The organism is Vibrio sp. SNU_ST1 (assembly GCF_030563405.1).
Classification (GTDB): domain Bacteria; phylum Pseudomonadota; class Gammaproteobacteria; order Enterobacterales; family Vibrionaceae; genus Vibrio.
This window is the reverse complement of record NZ_CP130748.1, coordinates 1,319,870-1,334,223: the sequence shown is the minus strand read 5'-3', so window position 1 is coordinate 1,334,223 and position 14,354 is coordinate 1,319,870. Positions and strand designations below refer to the sequence as shown.

Genomic DNA, 14,354 nt, shown 5'->3' with positions numbered 1-14,354 from the left:
TATTAAGGTGCTATGGAGGAACAATAGCCATGACTTATCATTGGATATACACATGTCAAATGGAATACGTTTTAGGACAAAACAATAGATACCAAAAAGCCGCCCGAGTTGAACTCGGGCGGCTTTTAGAAGGTAATGTACCGCAAGATGGTGTTTATCCGTAAAACGAGATTGTCACGTTCAATATGGCTCGCTAACTATTTTATTTTGTTAAGCGATTTGCAGTCCAAACATAAAGCAGCTCAAGTGCGATAGTTGCACCAGCTAGAGCCGTAATTTCGCTTTGGTCATAGGCTGGGGACACTTCTACCACATCCATACCAACCATGTTGATACCCTGCAAACCACGGATGATTTTCAGCACTTTATCTGAATTCAAACCACCACATACTGGCGTGCCAGTACCCGGTGCAAAAGCAGGATCAAGACAGTCGATATCAAACGTCAGATACACTGGCTTATCACCAACAATATCTTTCACTTGAGCAATGATCTCGTCCACACTCATGTCATTGGCTTGCATCGCATTGATGACGTTGAAGCCATGACCTTCTTGTTTGTACTCGGTACGAATGCCGATCTGCACCGAATGTCCTGGCGAGATAAGACCTTCGTTTGGTGCATGGTAGAACATAGTGCCGTGGTCGTAACGGCTGCCTTGGTTGTAGGTGTCAGTATGTGCGTCGAAGTGAATTAACGCCATCTCACCGTACTTCTTACCATACGCTCGTAGTAGAGGCAGTGTAATGAAGTGGTCGCCACCTAAACCTAACAGCGTTTTACCACTGCTTAAAATCGCATCAGCCGCCGCTTCTAAACGTTGAGTCAGATCTTCAGCATCACCGCAATCAAATACAAGGTCGCCAGCATCAATCACCGAGGTATGTTCAAATACATTGAAGTCCCACGGGAATTTCTTACCTTCCCACGCCAAATTTACCGATGCACGACGAATAGCATCAGGTCCCATGCGAGCACCCGGGCGGCCAGATGTCGCCATATCTAGCGGCGCACCTAACACAACCACATCAGCATCGTTATCAATAGGGTTTTGCACCAATGGACGACGCATAAACGTCATCGCATTGGAGTACAGCGAATAATCTGGCTTGGTAAATAGATCGTTCATTAAAAATCCTCAAGATAGGTGTAACCCATCAAGCCTTGCTCTAACTCTTCAAGTACACTTTGCTGCTCTTGCGCTGGTACTTTAGCCGTTACCAATTCTTTGTAGTTCTGACGAATTAGGTCCATATCAATGTGAACGTAACGCATCATGTCTTCTACTGTGTCACCTTCGTTGATGTAGTCAATGTTCGCCTCTCCGCTCTCATCAACATTCACCACGACACTGTGCGTGTCACCAAATAGGTTATGCATATCACCCAAGATTTCTTGGTAAGCCCCTACTAGGAAGAAGCCCATCAAGTATGGTTCATCTGGATTCCACGCAGGCACTGGCAAGGTTGTTTCAATACCTTGACCATCAACATACTGGTCAATCGTACCGTCAGAGTCACAAGTGATGTCCAGCACCACAGCACGACGCTCATCCGCATTGTCTAAACCGCTCAGTGGTAATACAGGGAACACCTGATCAATACCCCAAGCGTCTGGCAATGACTGGAACAGTGAGAAGTTCACAAAGAACTTGTCCGCTAGTCGCTCGCTCAACTCATCCAAGATAGGACGGTGGTAACGGTTCTTAGTGCTCATACGAGTGCTAAGCTCGTAGTTGATACGCAAAGACATCTGCTCTGCCCAAGCACGGTGTTGAAGATTCAGCATACCGGTGGCAAATTGGTTGTGCGCTTCTGCAATATCACTCTGCGTGTCGTTGTAGATCTCGATCAACGCTCGGTCATCATTGCCTGCGTCTAGCTCTAAGAAGTTCTTCCACATGTTGTTTAGCAACATTGGTGCGTCAGCTTCAGGCGCAGCCATATCTTCCGGAGAATAGCTTTCTGTACCAATCACGTTAGTAACAAGCACAGCGTGATGCGCAGTCAACGAACGACCAGATTCAGAAATGATCACAGGTTGTGGCTGATTGTAGAGCTTACAAATATCCCCTACTGTCATCACAATATTACGAGCGTACTCAAGCAAGCCGTAGTTCATTGAGTTTGAAGACTGGCTGCGTGTACCATCGTAATCAACCGCCAAACCACCACCAACATCTAAGTACTTCAATTGAGCACCGATATCGCGCAGTTCACAATAGAAACGAGCCGCTTCGCTTACACCATTTCGCACATCACGAATATTGGCCATTTGTGAGCCAAGATGGAAATGCACTAACTCAAGAGCATCTAGCTGATTTTCTGCTTTTAAACGTTCAATAACGGTAAGCACTTGTGATGCAGACAAACCGAACTTCGACTTCTCGCCACCACTTGCTTGCCATTTACCAGCACCTTGAGAAGCAAGACGAATACGCAAACCTAAACGAGGTTCCACGCCAAGTGCTTTCGCTTCAGAAAGAACAAGATCAAGCTCTGATAGCTTCTCTAGAACGATAAATACTTTATGACCCAGCTTTTCACCAATCAGCGCAAGACGGATGTATTCTCTGTCTTTGTAACCGTTACACACGATCACTGAGCTTGCTTTTTGAGCCAACGCCAATACTGCTAATAGCTCAGGTTTGCTGCCCGCTTCTAAACCCAATTGCTTCTGCTCTAATTGAGCTTGGCTCGCTAAGATCTCATCAACCACTTCTTTCTGTTGGTTAACTTTAATCGGATAAACAAGCAGGTAACGGTTGTCGTACTGATATTCGTCGATCGCTTGGTTAAATGCGTTACAGATATTGTGCACACGTTGATGCACTATTTGAGGAAAACGCACAAGAGCAGGCAAACCAATATTTCTTTGCTCTAACTGTTTTACGATCTTACTTAGTGGGACTTGATGATCCGTTTCGCTCGGCGATACATACACTTCGCCGTTGTCATCAATGCCATAAAAACCTTGGCTCCAGTGCTTTACATTATACTCAGCACGGATGCGTTCCAAATTAACCGAATTTTCCAATTCTAGCGACCTCACACTATAGGGCCATCGACAGAAGATACCTCTTGGGAATAGCGAGGTATAACCCAACAAAAAACGTTCAAAAACGATTTGTTGGCTGCATTAACCGATATAATGAAGAGTGAGTCCAACCATTGATATTTGTTGTTACGATTACGTTTATTTATCGACGATGCGACTTAAAGTGACAGGTAAGGTATTACAAGGTTTTAGGCAAAAAAACAGGCTGAAGCGCATTAGATTTAAAGCACTTTCTAACAAAAAATAAGATGAATAAAATACCAAAGGCACACAAAATTCTTAGCCAACTGGGTGAGATTAAGTCAACGTTGTGACAAATATGAGCACTTCCCAATCTGAATTTTCGCTATCACAAACACTACTTGTATCCCGCGATTCGATACCTACTAATACTTCATTCTTCCTACTAAAACTCGCCCAGTTCAATGTTGTCGCCGCTCAACTATTGAACTTTTCTTGCACATATCTTGTATTCGGTTCGATCTTCTTGTAATTCTAACCGACCAACCAATCGGTCAGCTTCCGAATTTAGGGGATACTATGAGCCATAATCTAGACCTTGAACCAACCACGTCGAACACCAACGACATGGAGCAAATATTCAACCGACAAAAAGATCACTACCGCAGTAATGTTAATCCGGTGCTTGAGCAGAGAAGAAAAGACCTATCGGAATTGAAAGCGTTGCTAATACGCTACCAAGGGCAATTGATTGATGCGGTGTCTGAAGATTATGGCCATCGAGCAAAACACGACAGCTTGATTGCTGATATCACCCCTTCTCTTCACCAGATCAATTACAGCCTGAAGAACCTTAAGAAGTGGTTGAAGCCATCTCGAAGAAAAGCAGGCTTAATGCTGACACCAGCGAAGATCACGGTTCATTATCAGCCAGTGGGTGTTGTCGGTATCATTGTTCCTTGGAATTTCCCGGTGATGCTCTCTTTAGGTCCTCTCATCACGGCGTTTGCGGCCGGTAATACTGCAATGCTCAAGATGTCTGAGTTCACTCCAGCGACTAACCGGGTTTTAAAGGCAATGTTGGCTGAAGGCTTTAGTGAAGATCAAGTCGCGATTATCGAAGGCGAAGCTGACGTTTCCGCGAAATTTAGCCAGCTCCCGTTTGACCATATTCTATTCACAGGGTCGACCTCTGTGGGTAAGCACGTAATGAGAGCAGCAGCCGACAACTTAACACCCGTAACCTTGGAATTAGGCGGCAAATCTCCAACGATTATTGCCCCTGACTTTGATGTGGCTGACGCCGTTGAACGCATCCTATTTGCAAAAAGCCTAAACGCTGGCCAGATTTGTGTCGCGCCCGATTACATCTTATTACCACGAGATAAAGTCGACATCTTCATCACAGCCTATAAGCGTTACTTCAAAAAACTGTATAAAGCAGGTATTGAGAGCAAGGACTTAACCTCTGTAATCAACATGCGCCAGTACAATCGCTTGAAAGGTGTAATTGAAGACGCACAATCGAAAGGTGCGGTTATTCACACCGTGACAGAACAAGCACAAGATGATGTGAACCACAGAATGACGCCGCACCTTCTTACCGAAGTGAATGACGACATGGTCGCAATGCAAGAAGAGTTGTTTGGCCCGGTACTGCCAATCTTACCTTATGATTCAATCGAAGAAGCGATCAACTACATCACAGCAAGAGAACGTCCGCTTGCTCTGTATCTGATGAGTCATGATAAACAGACCCAAGAACAGTTCTTATCGAGTACGCATTCTGGCGGTGTTTGTATTAACGACTCGCTAGTACATGTGGCAGCAGAAGATGCGCCGTTCGGTGGCATCGGCCCTTCAGGCATGGGACACTATCATGGCATTGAAGGCTTCAAGACCTTTAGTCATGCCAAAACCGTTCTAAGTCGAGGAAAAATTAATTTCACCAAGTTAATGCATCCTCCTTACAACAACCCAATCAAAAAACTGATGTTCAAAGTACTCAATAGATGATCACAAAAAGGCAAAAAATCCTAGATGCTGCACTCCTGCTTTTCTCTCAACAAGGGCTAGAGGGCACATCTACAGGACAAATAGCGAAAACAGCAGGCGTAGCAAAAGCGACACTGTTTCATCACTTTGAGAACAAATCTCTACTGATTGATGAACTGTTTCGTGAACTGAAAATAGAGTTATTTTCTACGCTTGACCAGCACACAGAAATCGCTGAACAAGATCGCTACCAAGCCTTTAAGTTCATGTGGTTCACAGGGCTTGAATGGGCGTTAGAAAATCCAGTTGCGATGAAGTTCTTCACCAATGTTCATTTCGATCCAACGACTCAAACTCGAGAAGTGATTGTTTCAAAAATGTTCGCATCGTTAGACGAGATCATTTTGAAAGGACAAGAAACTGGTGAGCTGATGGTGTTAGACATCAACCTTGTTAGGCACTTCATCCACAGCCACTTTTTGATTTGTGCAAACTGGTTAATTGAACAGAATGAGTTACCACCAGAGCAGTCAGCCGAGTACATCAATGATAGCTTTGATATGTGTTGGCGAGCCGTTGGTGGGCAAGCAAAGTAGCTGCCACAGCTTGATAAAGCAGACAAACACCCAGGTAAGTAAGTTAAATTCATTAGGCGAGCACTCTTCTAGAGGCTCGCCTTTCTTGATTGAGACAAGTAAACTACACGCCTCGAACATCTATTCATAAGGCTAAGGTTTGCATACTCTAGAACAACTTAAATCAGGGCAACTTAAAGGGATTAAGCACTTAAAACTGTCAGCAGATCTCACCGATTTTCCATTAGAGATCTTAGAGCTTGCCGATTCTCTAGAGGTTCTAGACCTTTATGGAAACCAGCTATCAAGCTTACCAGACGAGCTATCACAGCTGACTAACCTGCGTATCATCTTCGCGTCGAATAACCTGTTCACGCACCTTCCTGATGTTCTCGGTACTCTTCCTAAGCTCGAAATGGTTGGCTTCAAATCTAACCAAATTAAAACCGTCAGCGAGCAATCTTTACCTGCTCAATTACGTTGGTTGATCCTAACAGACAATGCAATCGAGGTTCTCCCTCACTCACTAGGTGAAAGACCACGCCTGCAAAAGCTCGCATTGGCAGGTAACAAGATTCGTGTTTTACCAGAAAGTATGGAAAACCTATCGAACCTTGAACTGGTTCGTCTGTCTGCAAACCAACTTACTGAATTCCCAGAGTTCCTTATCAAGCTACCAAAACTGGCTTGGTTAGCGTTTGCGGGTAACCCATTTTGCAAACATCCAAGCAGCTTAGATAGCGTGCCTGCCGTAAGCTCGCAATGCTACTCACTCAATCAAGTGCTGGGCCAAGGTGCGTCTGGTGTGATTTCTCATGCTAACTGGTTGAACCGTGACTTTGATTTCCCACAAGAAGTGGCCGTTAAAGTATTCAAAGGTGAAGTGACAAGCGACGGTTACCCACACGATGAACTAGAAGCTTGCTTGCAGGCTGGTTATCATAGCAACCTAGTGAAGTCTATCGCTCAAGTCGATGAGTCAGACTACCTAGCGTTAGTCATGGAACTGATTCCGAGCAACTATTACAACCTAGGTTTGCCCCCTACTCTTGAAAGCTGCACTCGCGATACGTTCAACGAAGGCTTTAAGCTTTCAATTGCTCAGATCAATAGCATTACCGAACAGATGATTGATGTGTTTGAACACCTTCATGCCAATAAGGTTTGTCATGGTGATCTATACGCACACAACACTTTAGTTAACGAGCAAGGTCAGATGATCTTTGGTGACTTCGGAGCGGCGACTATCTACGGTTATCTGACTGAAGAGCAGCAACAAGGCATTCGTAGAATTGAAGCGCGTGCACTGAAGTACTTTATTGAAGACCTATTGACCGTATGTGCAAAACAAGATCAAGGCAGCGAGCTCTATACTCGATTGGCGAACTTCGAAGCTTAATAGCTTAAACTACTCAATCGAATTGAAAACAACAAAGCCAACATCACTGTTGGCTTTTTGCTTTTTGCTTTTTGCTTTTTGCTTTTTGCTTTTTGGAAAGTCGCTAGCTTAATCAAGCTCGATGAAAAGAGTTAGTGCTCAGCTTGCACCAACTTCAGGTACGAATGCAGCTCGCCGTTCTTATACTCAACCGCAGAGTGAATGTTATTATGACTTCCCTTTCTTATTGCTCAAGCGTTATGCACTGTATTGATCAACAAATTCAATTAAAAGCCGGCTACACAAGCTCGTAAGAAACCACATACAGCTGAGAGATACCCGGATAGATATCTTGAATCACGTCTTTGAGTACTTGCAGCGTCATGTTCTCTTGCTGAGCATGGAATTCACCTAAGTCATCAAACAGGATTGGTTCAACACTGATGATCTTAAGGTTACAAAACACACGGCCTTGTTCTAGCGTCGATACTTCCACAACGCTACCTGGCTGGTAGTCGCGTTCAGACTCATCGCGAATAGTAATCGTCTTTTTGCCAGAAAGGATGTCAGTCTCAAAACGTTCGAAGAACGTCATAGTGGTAGGTGTAGTCATTTATCTCAGTCGCTTAACATTAGAGGTTAGGTAGATGTTTATATACCAGAATGCCTGTTCAAGCGAATAAAAATTAGATACTGAATTTTATCTCGTCACTCCCTAGACTGACGAAGGAAGGAATAGGGGATCTCTATCAAGAACCAAATTACAGGCAATAAAAAAGGAGAACCGAAGTTCTCCTTTTCTTAAACCTTTAAGCTAACTCTAAATTATAGAGATGCTTTCGCTTTTTCAACTAGAACAGCAAATGCTGCTTTGTCGAATACTGCGATGTCAGCAAGAATCTTACGGTCGATCTCGATAGATGCTTTCTTAAGGCCATTGATGAAACGGCTGTAAGATAGACCATTTTGACGAGATGCCGCGTTGATACGTGCAATCCAAAGTTGACGGAATTGACGTTTCTTGTTGCGACGGTCACGGTAAGCGTATTGACCAGCTTTGGTAACTGCTTGGAAAGCTACGCGGTAAACACGTGAACGTGCTCCGTAGTAACCTTTAGCTTGTTTTAGAACTTTCTTATGACGTGCACGAGCTTGTACACCACGTTTTACGCGAGGCATTATGCTTCTCCTAAACTAAACGAATTTATAAACTAAAAAGAATTAAGCGTATGGCATCATACGTAGAACTTGAGCAACTTCACATTTAGGAAGGATCGAGTTCGGACGAAGCTGACGCTTGTTCTTAGTAGTACGCTTAGTCAGGATGTGACGTTTACCAGCGTGCTTAAACTTAATACCACCAGCAGTTTTCTGGAAACGCTTAGCAGCACCTTTGTTGGTTTTCATCTTAGGCATGATGAATAACTCCGCATTGTTGAGTTGTTAATAACATAGTAATTAGGGCGAATAAAACCCTACAGCCTAGGACTGCAAGGTTTAATTACTTGTAAAGCCGTTAATTACTTCTTTTTAGGGGCCAACACCATGATCATCTGGCGACCTTCAATTCTCGTTGGGAAAGATTCGACAACTGCAAATTCTTCAGTATCTACTTTCAAACGATTAAGAACGTCAACACCGATTTCTTGGTGAGCCATTTCGCGGCCACGGAAGCGAATTGTTACCTTCACTTTGTTGCCGTCTTCAAGGAAACCAGTCAGGTTGCGTAGTTTTACCTGATAGTCTCCAATATCAGTTCCAGGTCGGAATTTAATTTCCTTGATCTGAACCTGCTTTTGCTTTTTCTTCTGCTCTTTCGCAGCTTTGCTCTTCTCGAAGAGGAACTTACCGTAGTCCATCACACGACAAACTGGCGGCTCGGCGTTAGGGCTGATCTCTACAAGATCCATACCAGCTTCATTTGCAGCTTCCATCGCTTCTGCGATTGTTACTACACCAACAGCTTCGCCGTCTGCGCCAGTTAGACGCACTTCACGAACGCCACGAATGTCACCGTTTAAACGGTGCTGGTTTTGTTTGGCCGGTTGTTGGCCACGTCTTCCGCCTTTAATAGCTATTCCTCCAGATTGAGCTTACGGTTTGAAACCTCGGCTTGGATGTATGAAATAAAGTCATCCACTTTAAATTTACCAAGGTCCTTACCTTTACGTGTACGTACTGCAATTTCGCCGGCTTCCATTTCTTGGTCACCACACACAAGCATGAACGGTACACGTTTCAAAGTATGTTCGCGGATTTTAAAGCCAATCTTCTCATTTCTCAAGTCTGCTTTGACTCTAAATCCACTTTTTTGCAGTTTTTTCGCAATTTCTTGTACATATTCAGACTGTTTGTCTGTAATGCCCATAACAATTGCTTGTTCTGGCGCCAACCACGTCGGGAAGAAGCCAGCGTATTCTTCAATAAGAATACCGATGAAGCGTTCTAGTGAACCTAAAATCGCGCGGTGGATCATAACTGGCGTATGACGCTCGTTATCTTCACCAACGTAAGTTGCACCTAAACGTTCTGGTAATGCAAAATCGAGCTGCACTGTACCACATTGCCATGCACGGTCCAAACAATCATGCAAAGTAAATTCAATCTTAGGTCCGTAGAACGCACCCTCGCCTTCTTGAATCTCGTATGCAATCTCCATCGCCTCAAGCGCTTGCTTAAGATCGGCCTCTGCACGGTCCCACATTTCGTCTGAACCTACACGTTGTTCTGGACGAGTAGATAGCTTAACAACAATGTTTTCGAAACCGAAAGTTGTGTAAGTATCGTAAACCATTTCAATACAAGCTTTCACTTCTTGCTGAACTTGGTCTTCAGTACAGAATACGTGAGCATCATCTTGAGTGAAGCCACGAACACGCATAATGCCGTGAAGTGCGCCAGACGGCTCGTTACGGTGACATGAGCCGAACTCAGCCATACGTAGCGGTAGATCACGGTAAGATTTCAAACCTTGGTTGAAGATTTGAACGTGACCAGGACAGTTCATTGGCTTAATCGCGTATTCACGGTTCTCTGAAGAAGTCGTAAACATCGCTTCAGCGTACTTATCCCAGTGACCAGAACGTTCCCAAAGAACACGGTCCATCATTAATGGGCCTTTTACTTCTTGGTAATCGTACTCAGTCAGCTTCTGACGAATAAATACTTCTAGCTCACGGAAGATAGTCCAACCGTTGTGATGCCAGAACACCATGCCTGGTGCTTCTTGCTGCATGTGGAATAGATCTAAGTGCTTACCGATTTTACGGTGGTCACGCTTAGCCGCTTCTTCTAGGCGCACAAGGTGGGCTTTAAGCGCCTTCTTGTCGTGGAATGCAGTGCCGTAGATACGTTGAAGCATCTTGTTGTCACTGTTACCACGCCAGTAAGCACCCGCTACGTTAAGTAGAGTGAAGTGCTGGCAGAAGCTCATGTTAGGCACGTGTGGACCACGACACATATCGATGTATTCTTCGTGATGGTACAGGCCTGGACGATCGTCTTTAGAAACGTTCTCGTCCAAGATTTCAATCTTGTAAGTCTCGCCGCGAGCTTCGAATGCGTCACGCGCTTCCTGCCAGCTAACTTTCTTCTTAACAACCTGGTACTTGGTCTTCGCTAGCTCTTTCATACGCTTTTCAATCTTTTCAAGATCTTCTTGCGTCAGAGAGTGCTCAAGGTCGATATCGTAGTAAAAGCCGTTATCGATAGTAGGACCGATCGCCATTTTCGCTTCTGGAAAAAGCTGCTTAACCGCATGGCCTAAAAGGTGAGCACAAGAGTGACGAACGATCTCAAGGCCATCAACTTCATCTTTAGCAGTGATGATTTCTAGGCTTGCATCGTTTTCGATAAGATCACAAGCATCAACACGCTCGCCGTCTACACGACCAGCAATAGTTGCTTTCGCAAGACCAGGACCGATTGATAGGGCAACATCTAGAGTTGATACAGGTTTGTCAAATTGACGCTGACTACCGTCAGGAAGAGTAATAATTGGCATTATTTGTCCTTTACAGTGGTGTTGCACACCAAGCAACACATGAAAATGTTTAATATATGTTTTTCAACCAACAAGTATGTTGATCGGAGATATATGCATAATAAAGATACCCACATAGAAGCAAATACAGATGCCCCATTTGTGAGTAGCCGAACATTGTAACGAAATTATATGAAATGACAATGTTAGTCCCACAGCGCCACAAAAACTACATAACCGAAAAGCTTTGTTGCGCAATTTAATGCGCCTTAATGCATAACCTACAATCAGATCAACTACCTCCCGTAGTCTTATGACTAAGCCTCATTACAAGACAATTAACTGGAAGCAATATAACCAATCACTTATTAACCGTGGCTCTCTAACCTTTTGGATTGTTCTAAAAGCGGTAAGTAGTTTGCCGCAAAGTAAACAAAGTGAGTACGGGAGGCCTTAAGTTTTATTGTGAAGGTGAATGAAAAGTCAAAAAACACCGGATGAATGGTAAACGTAGAGTATGGGGGAGGCTGCACATTGCCATCGATAAAATCACCAGTAATTGTTCCTTTGGAATATCAATCTACTAGAATACTTTATTTCGTCCTTGATTTTTTGCTAGATATAGCCGTTCATCTGCTTTTTTGATTATCTGATTAGCAGACAATCTAGCTTTAACAGCAGATACTCCAATACTGACTGTGGCAGAACCATTAAACATACCAAAAGAAATACGATGTTCTTCAATAGATTTCCGTATTAATTCTGCTTTTTTATAACTTTTATTGATGTTAAGATCGCGTAAAATGACTAGGAATTCTTCACCCCCCCAACGGGAGACAATATCAGCATCCCGAGTGTGCTTTTTTAATATAGATGAGACTTGACGAAGGACTTCATCTCCAACATCATGCCCATATTTATCATTAATTGATTTAAAGCAATCAATATCGATTAATAAAACAACGCTATTATCTGATAATAAATCATCAAATCGATCATTTAAAATAATATTCTTATATAAAAAAGTCCTATTAAACAGTTTAGTTAAGGCGTCTACATTCGCTATTTCATCTAAATCTTTATTTGATTTTTTTAAATTTAATATCAACGACTCATTGATATAACAAACAACTAAGCAAACTACACATGTGGCAATTAGTGAAACAATAAATCTTATTGAGAAGTGAAAAGTGTAATCATAATATCTATAAGGAGAAAATAAAAACAAACTGACAAGAACAACAAACAAAAAAGAAAAACATCCCCCCTTCTTTACTGGATTTATAAATATCAAAACAGATAAAAGAGGGTAAACCCAAAACATTCCACTCCCCTTAACCCCACCAGAAATAACTAGTAATAAACAAAGAATTGTAATATTAACACCTAAATAAAAACAAGACTTTTCAATATCATCAGATAATAAATAATAGAAATAGTTAAATAACGTTGAAGCCAACATAGAGAGAACTATTATTGATATTAGTTTATAGTCATTTAAAATAGCATTAACACCCGTAACTAACAAAAATATAGATCCTATAAAGATAAGACTTTTAAATATAATTCTCAACCTGTTGTTATATAGCTCCATCGAACCACCTTCGTAACCATTTCACTTGTAACACCAACGCTATTGTGACTCATTATCAACAAGAATGTAACAAATGATTACAAACGATTACATTTATGTTGATATTGCTTAAATTAGAAAATGTAGATGAGTTAAAAATGCAGGGCGTTATTGATCAAAACAATCTGGATACAAAGCTACTCCGCATATGGCTAATCATTATCTTCTAACTGGCATACTTATGAGGCCTATAACTTTGTGTACGTGAGTGACATTATTTAATCCTATATGTATATACTCAGATCAAACACTAGGATGAGATATGGAGTCTTAATTACACGATGTTTATACATAGATAGGGGGCCCCTACCCTCTTGATTCCTCAATAAGTGGGTGTGGTAATACCATAAATACCAACCATAGTGTTACACATAGAATGATCATAGATCTCTTCATTATTGGGTAAGAGAAATGAAAACTGATGGTTTCCCTTTTGTCCTCGCATCTGTATTGTCGATAGATACCTTCGGATGCTGGAGGGTTTGATCAAGTTGGAGCTTTTATTAGAAATCGATAGGTCGAGTGGAAAGGTAAATTTCGGGATGATGTAAGATCATTTGGGTGTGGTATCAGCATTAGCTCAACATTTTATTGACTCCCCAGATATATATTCTCAAATCAACCACAATGAATATAGGTCGATTAACTTTATCTGCGCTCATGAGAGCTTTACGCTCAATGATCTAGTAAGTTACAGCGATAAACGGCGTTGTTGATCAAATCAGCTTGAAGATCAACGACGCTATATATGACTAGCCGTTAGCTTCTAACAGGCATACCTAGGCCTATGACTTTGTTCATTGCTTTGACATTTGCCAGTGCCTCACCAACTTGAGCGTTATAACATCTCAAGCTCAATTTGCCGCTTGTTAGTCCTTTATATCGGGACATTGCCGTCTCAGATATTGAGCGATAGTGATAACCAGACTCGACTTGCCAATCCACTATAGTCCCATTTCTCAGAGCTGTTACTGCTTCGTTTCTGGGATGGCCGTCTTCCCAAAGTGCTGCATTTTTTCGAGGCGGTATCAACGGCGTACAGCCTTTGTTTCTCAGAGTCTCGTGGCAATTTTTTGTGTCATATGCTCCATCGGCAGATACGGCAGTGACCTCTCTGCGTAGTGGGTCAAGCAACGTCGGTAGCACTTCACCATCGCCTACATTTACAAGGCTGACTTCCGCACTAATAGCTTCGTGAGTATCCACAGCTACAGCTACAGCTAAATGCAGTTTGCGCCATGTTCTGCGTTTTTCTACACCATGCTTTTTCACTTTCCATTCACCCTTACCAAAGACTTTGAGGCCAGTCGAATCAATGGCTATATGGCGAATAGCCCCTATAGACTTATTGCGATATTTGACCTGAACCGTCTTCGAGCGTTTACTAATGCAGGTGTAGTCAGCGGAACATCCAATAGCTCAAAGATGGAGTCGATAAAGCCTTGAAGAGCACGTAATGGCAGAGAGAAGATCCCCTTAATCATTAAGGCAGTTTCAATCGCTGTATCAGAGTACTGGAAGCCTCTCCCCCGCTTGCCATGATGGGTTTTGCATCGCCATACATCAATGGCTAAATCGTCTATCCAGAACGTAACTGAACCACGATTGCAAAGAGCTTTGTTGTACTCCGCCCAGTTAGTTATCTTCTTTTTCGCTTTACCCATATCACCACCGTTCTAACCATCACAAAGGATCAGATCGCAGGACTTGAAAAAGGTTCAACTAATTTAGGCAACAACGCCTAACCGAAATGTCTCTTCTATATAGGTCCTT

Annotated in this window: 11 protein-coding genes and 2 pseudogenes; 4 read left to right on the top strand and 9 right to left on the bottom strand. The window is 42.7% G+C overall.

The window, feature by feature from the left end:
- Window positions 1-202: 202 nt before the first annotated feature.
- Complete coding sequence (gene speB, locus Q5H80_RS05900) at window positions 203-1,129, bottom strand: agmatinase (RefSeq protein WP_304569206.1); 927 nt, start codon at window positions 1,127-1,129, stop codon at window positions 203-205.
- Window positions 1,129-3,018 (bottom strand): arginine decarboxylase, encoded by a 1,890-nt coding sequence (gene speA / locus Q5H80_RS05895; protein WP_304569385.1) that lies wholly within the window; start codon window positions 3,016-3,018, stop codon window positions 1,129-1,131. The genes speB and speA overlap by 1 nt, the downstream gene beginning before the upstream one ends.
- A gap of 579 nt (window positions 3,019-3,597) precedes the next feature.
- Here speA and Q5H80_RS05890 point away from each other — a divergent pair.
- From Q5H80_RS05890 to Q5H80_RS05880, 3 genes are all read left to right on the top strand, one after another.
- Complete coding sequence (locus Q5H80_RS05890) at window positions 3,598-5,034, top strand: coniferyl aldehyde dehydrogenase (RefSeq protein ID WP_304569205.1); 1,437 nt, start codon at window positions 3,598-3,600, stop codon at window positions 5,032-5,034.
- On the top strand, window positions 5,031-5,609 hold the full coding sequence (locus Q5H80_RS05885; protein ID WP_304569204.1) for a TetR/AcrR family transcriptional regulator: 579 nt from the start codon (window positions 5,031-5,033) through the stop codon (window positions 5,607-5,609). Before Q5H80_RS05890 ends, Q5H80_RS05885 begins: the two co-directional genes overlap by 4 nt.
- Window positions 5,610-5,748: 139 nt before the next feature.
- Entirely contained in the window at window positions 5,749-6,987 is a 1,239-nt protein-coding gene (locus tag Q5H80_RS05880; protein ID WP_304569203.1) for a leucine-rich repeat-containing protein kinase family protein, read from the top strand.
- A gap of 277 nt (window positions 6,988-7,264) precedes the next feature.
- Here the strand turns inward: Q5H80_RS05880 and yqfB are convergent, their stop codons facing one another.
- The 5 genes from yqfB to thrS all read right to left on the bottom strand — a co-directional run bounded on the left by yqfB (window position 7,265) and on the right by thrS (window position 10,969).
- Complete coding sequence (yqfB, locus tag Q5H80_RS05875) at window positions 7,265-7,579, bottom strand: N(4)-acetylcytidine aminohydrolase (RefSeq protein ID WP_304569202.1); 315 nt, start codon at window positions 7,577-7,579, stop codon at window positions 7,265-7,267.
- A gap of 212 nt (window positions 7,580-7,791) precedes the next feature.
- Window positions 7,792-8,145: a 50S ribosomal protein L20 gene (rplT, locus tag Q5H80_RS05870; protein WP_004733517.1), complete on the bottom strand. Its 354-nt coding sequence runs from the start codon at window positions 8,143-8,145 to the stop codon at window positions 7,792-7,794.
- Window positions 8,146-8,187: 42 nt separating this feature from the next.
- A complete protein-coding gene (gene rpmI, locus Q5H80_RS05865) occupies window positions 8,188-8,382 on the bottom strand; it encodes a 50S ribosomal protein L35 (protein ID WP_004738430.1) in 195 nt (64 codons plus the stop codon).
- Between the two features lie 104 nt (window positions 8,383-8,486).
- On the bottom strand, window positions 8,487-8,975 hold the full coding sequence (infC, locus tag Q5H80_RS05860; RefSeq protein WP_369809715.1) for a translation initiation factor IF-3: 489 nt from the start codon (window positions 8,973-8,975) through the stop codon (window positions 8,487-8,489).
- 65 nt (window positions 8,976-9,040) lie between these two features.
- The gene (gene thrS / locus Q5H80_RS05855; RefSeq protein WP_304569201.1) at window positions 9,041-10,969 is read right to left on the bottom strand and encodes a threonine--tRNA ligase; all 1,929 of its coding nucleotides are present in this window, start codon (window positions 10,967-10,969) and stop codon (window positions 9,041-9,043) included.
- A 425-nt stretch (window positions 10,970-11,394) separates the two neighbouring features.
- On the opposite strand from thrS, the pseudogene Q5H80_RS21130 reads away from it, so the two are divergent.
- Window positions 11,395-11,493, top strand: a pseudogene (locus tag Q5H80_RS21130) (IS5/IS1182 family transposase); the annotation flags it as partial.
- Between the two features lie 38 nt (window positions 11,494-11,531).
- On the opposite strand, the gene Q5H80_RS05845 reads toward Q5H80_RS21130, so the two are convergent.
- Together Q5H80_RS05845 and Q5H80_RS05840 are read right to left on the bottom strand one after the other, a co-directional pair.
- Window positions 11,532-12,542: a GGDEF domain-containing protein gene (locus Q5H80_RS05845; RefSeq protein ID WP_304569200.1), complete on the bottom strand. Its 1,011-nt coding sequence runs from the start codon at window positions 12,540-12,542 to the stop codon at window positions 11,532-11,534.
- 798 nt (window positions 12,543-13,340) lie between these two features.
- Window positions 13,341-14,245, bottom strand: a pseudogene (locus tag Q5H80_RS05840) (IS5 family transposase).
- Window positions 14,246-14,354 lie beyond the last annotated feature (109 nt).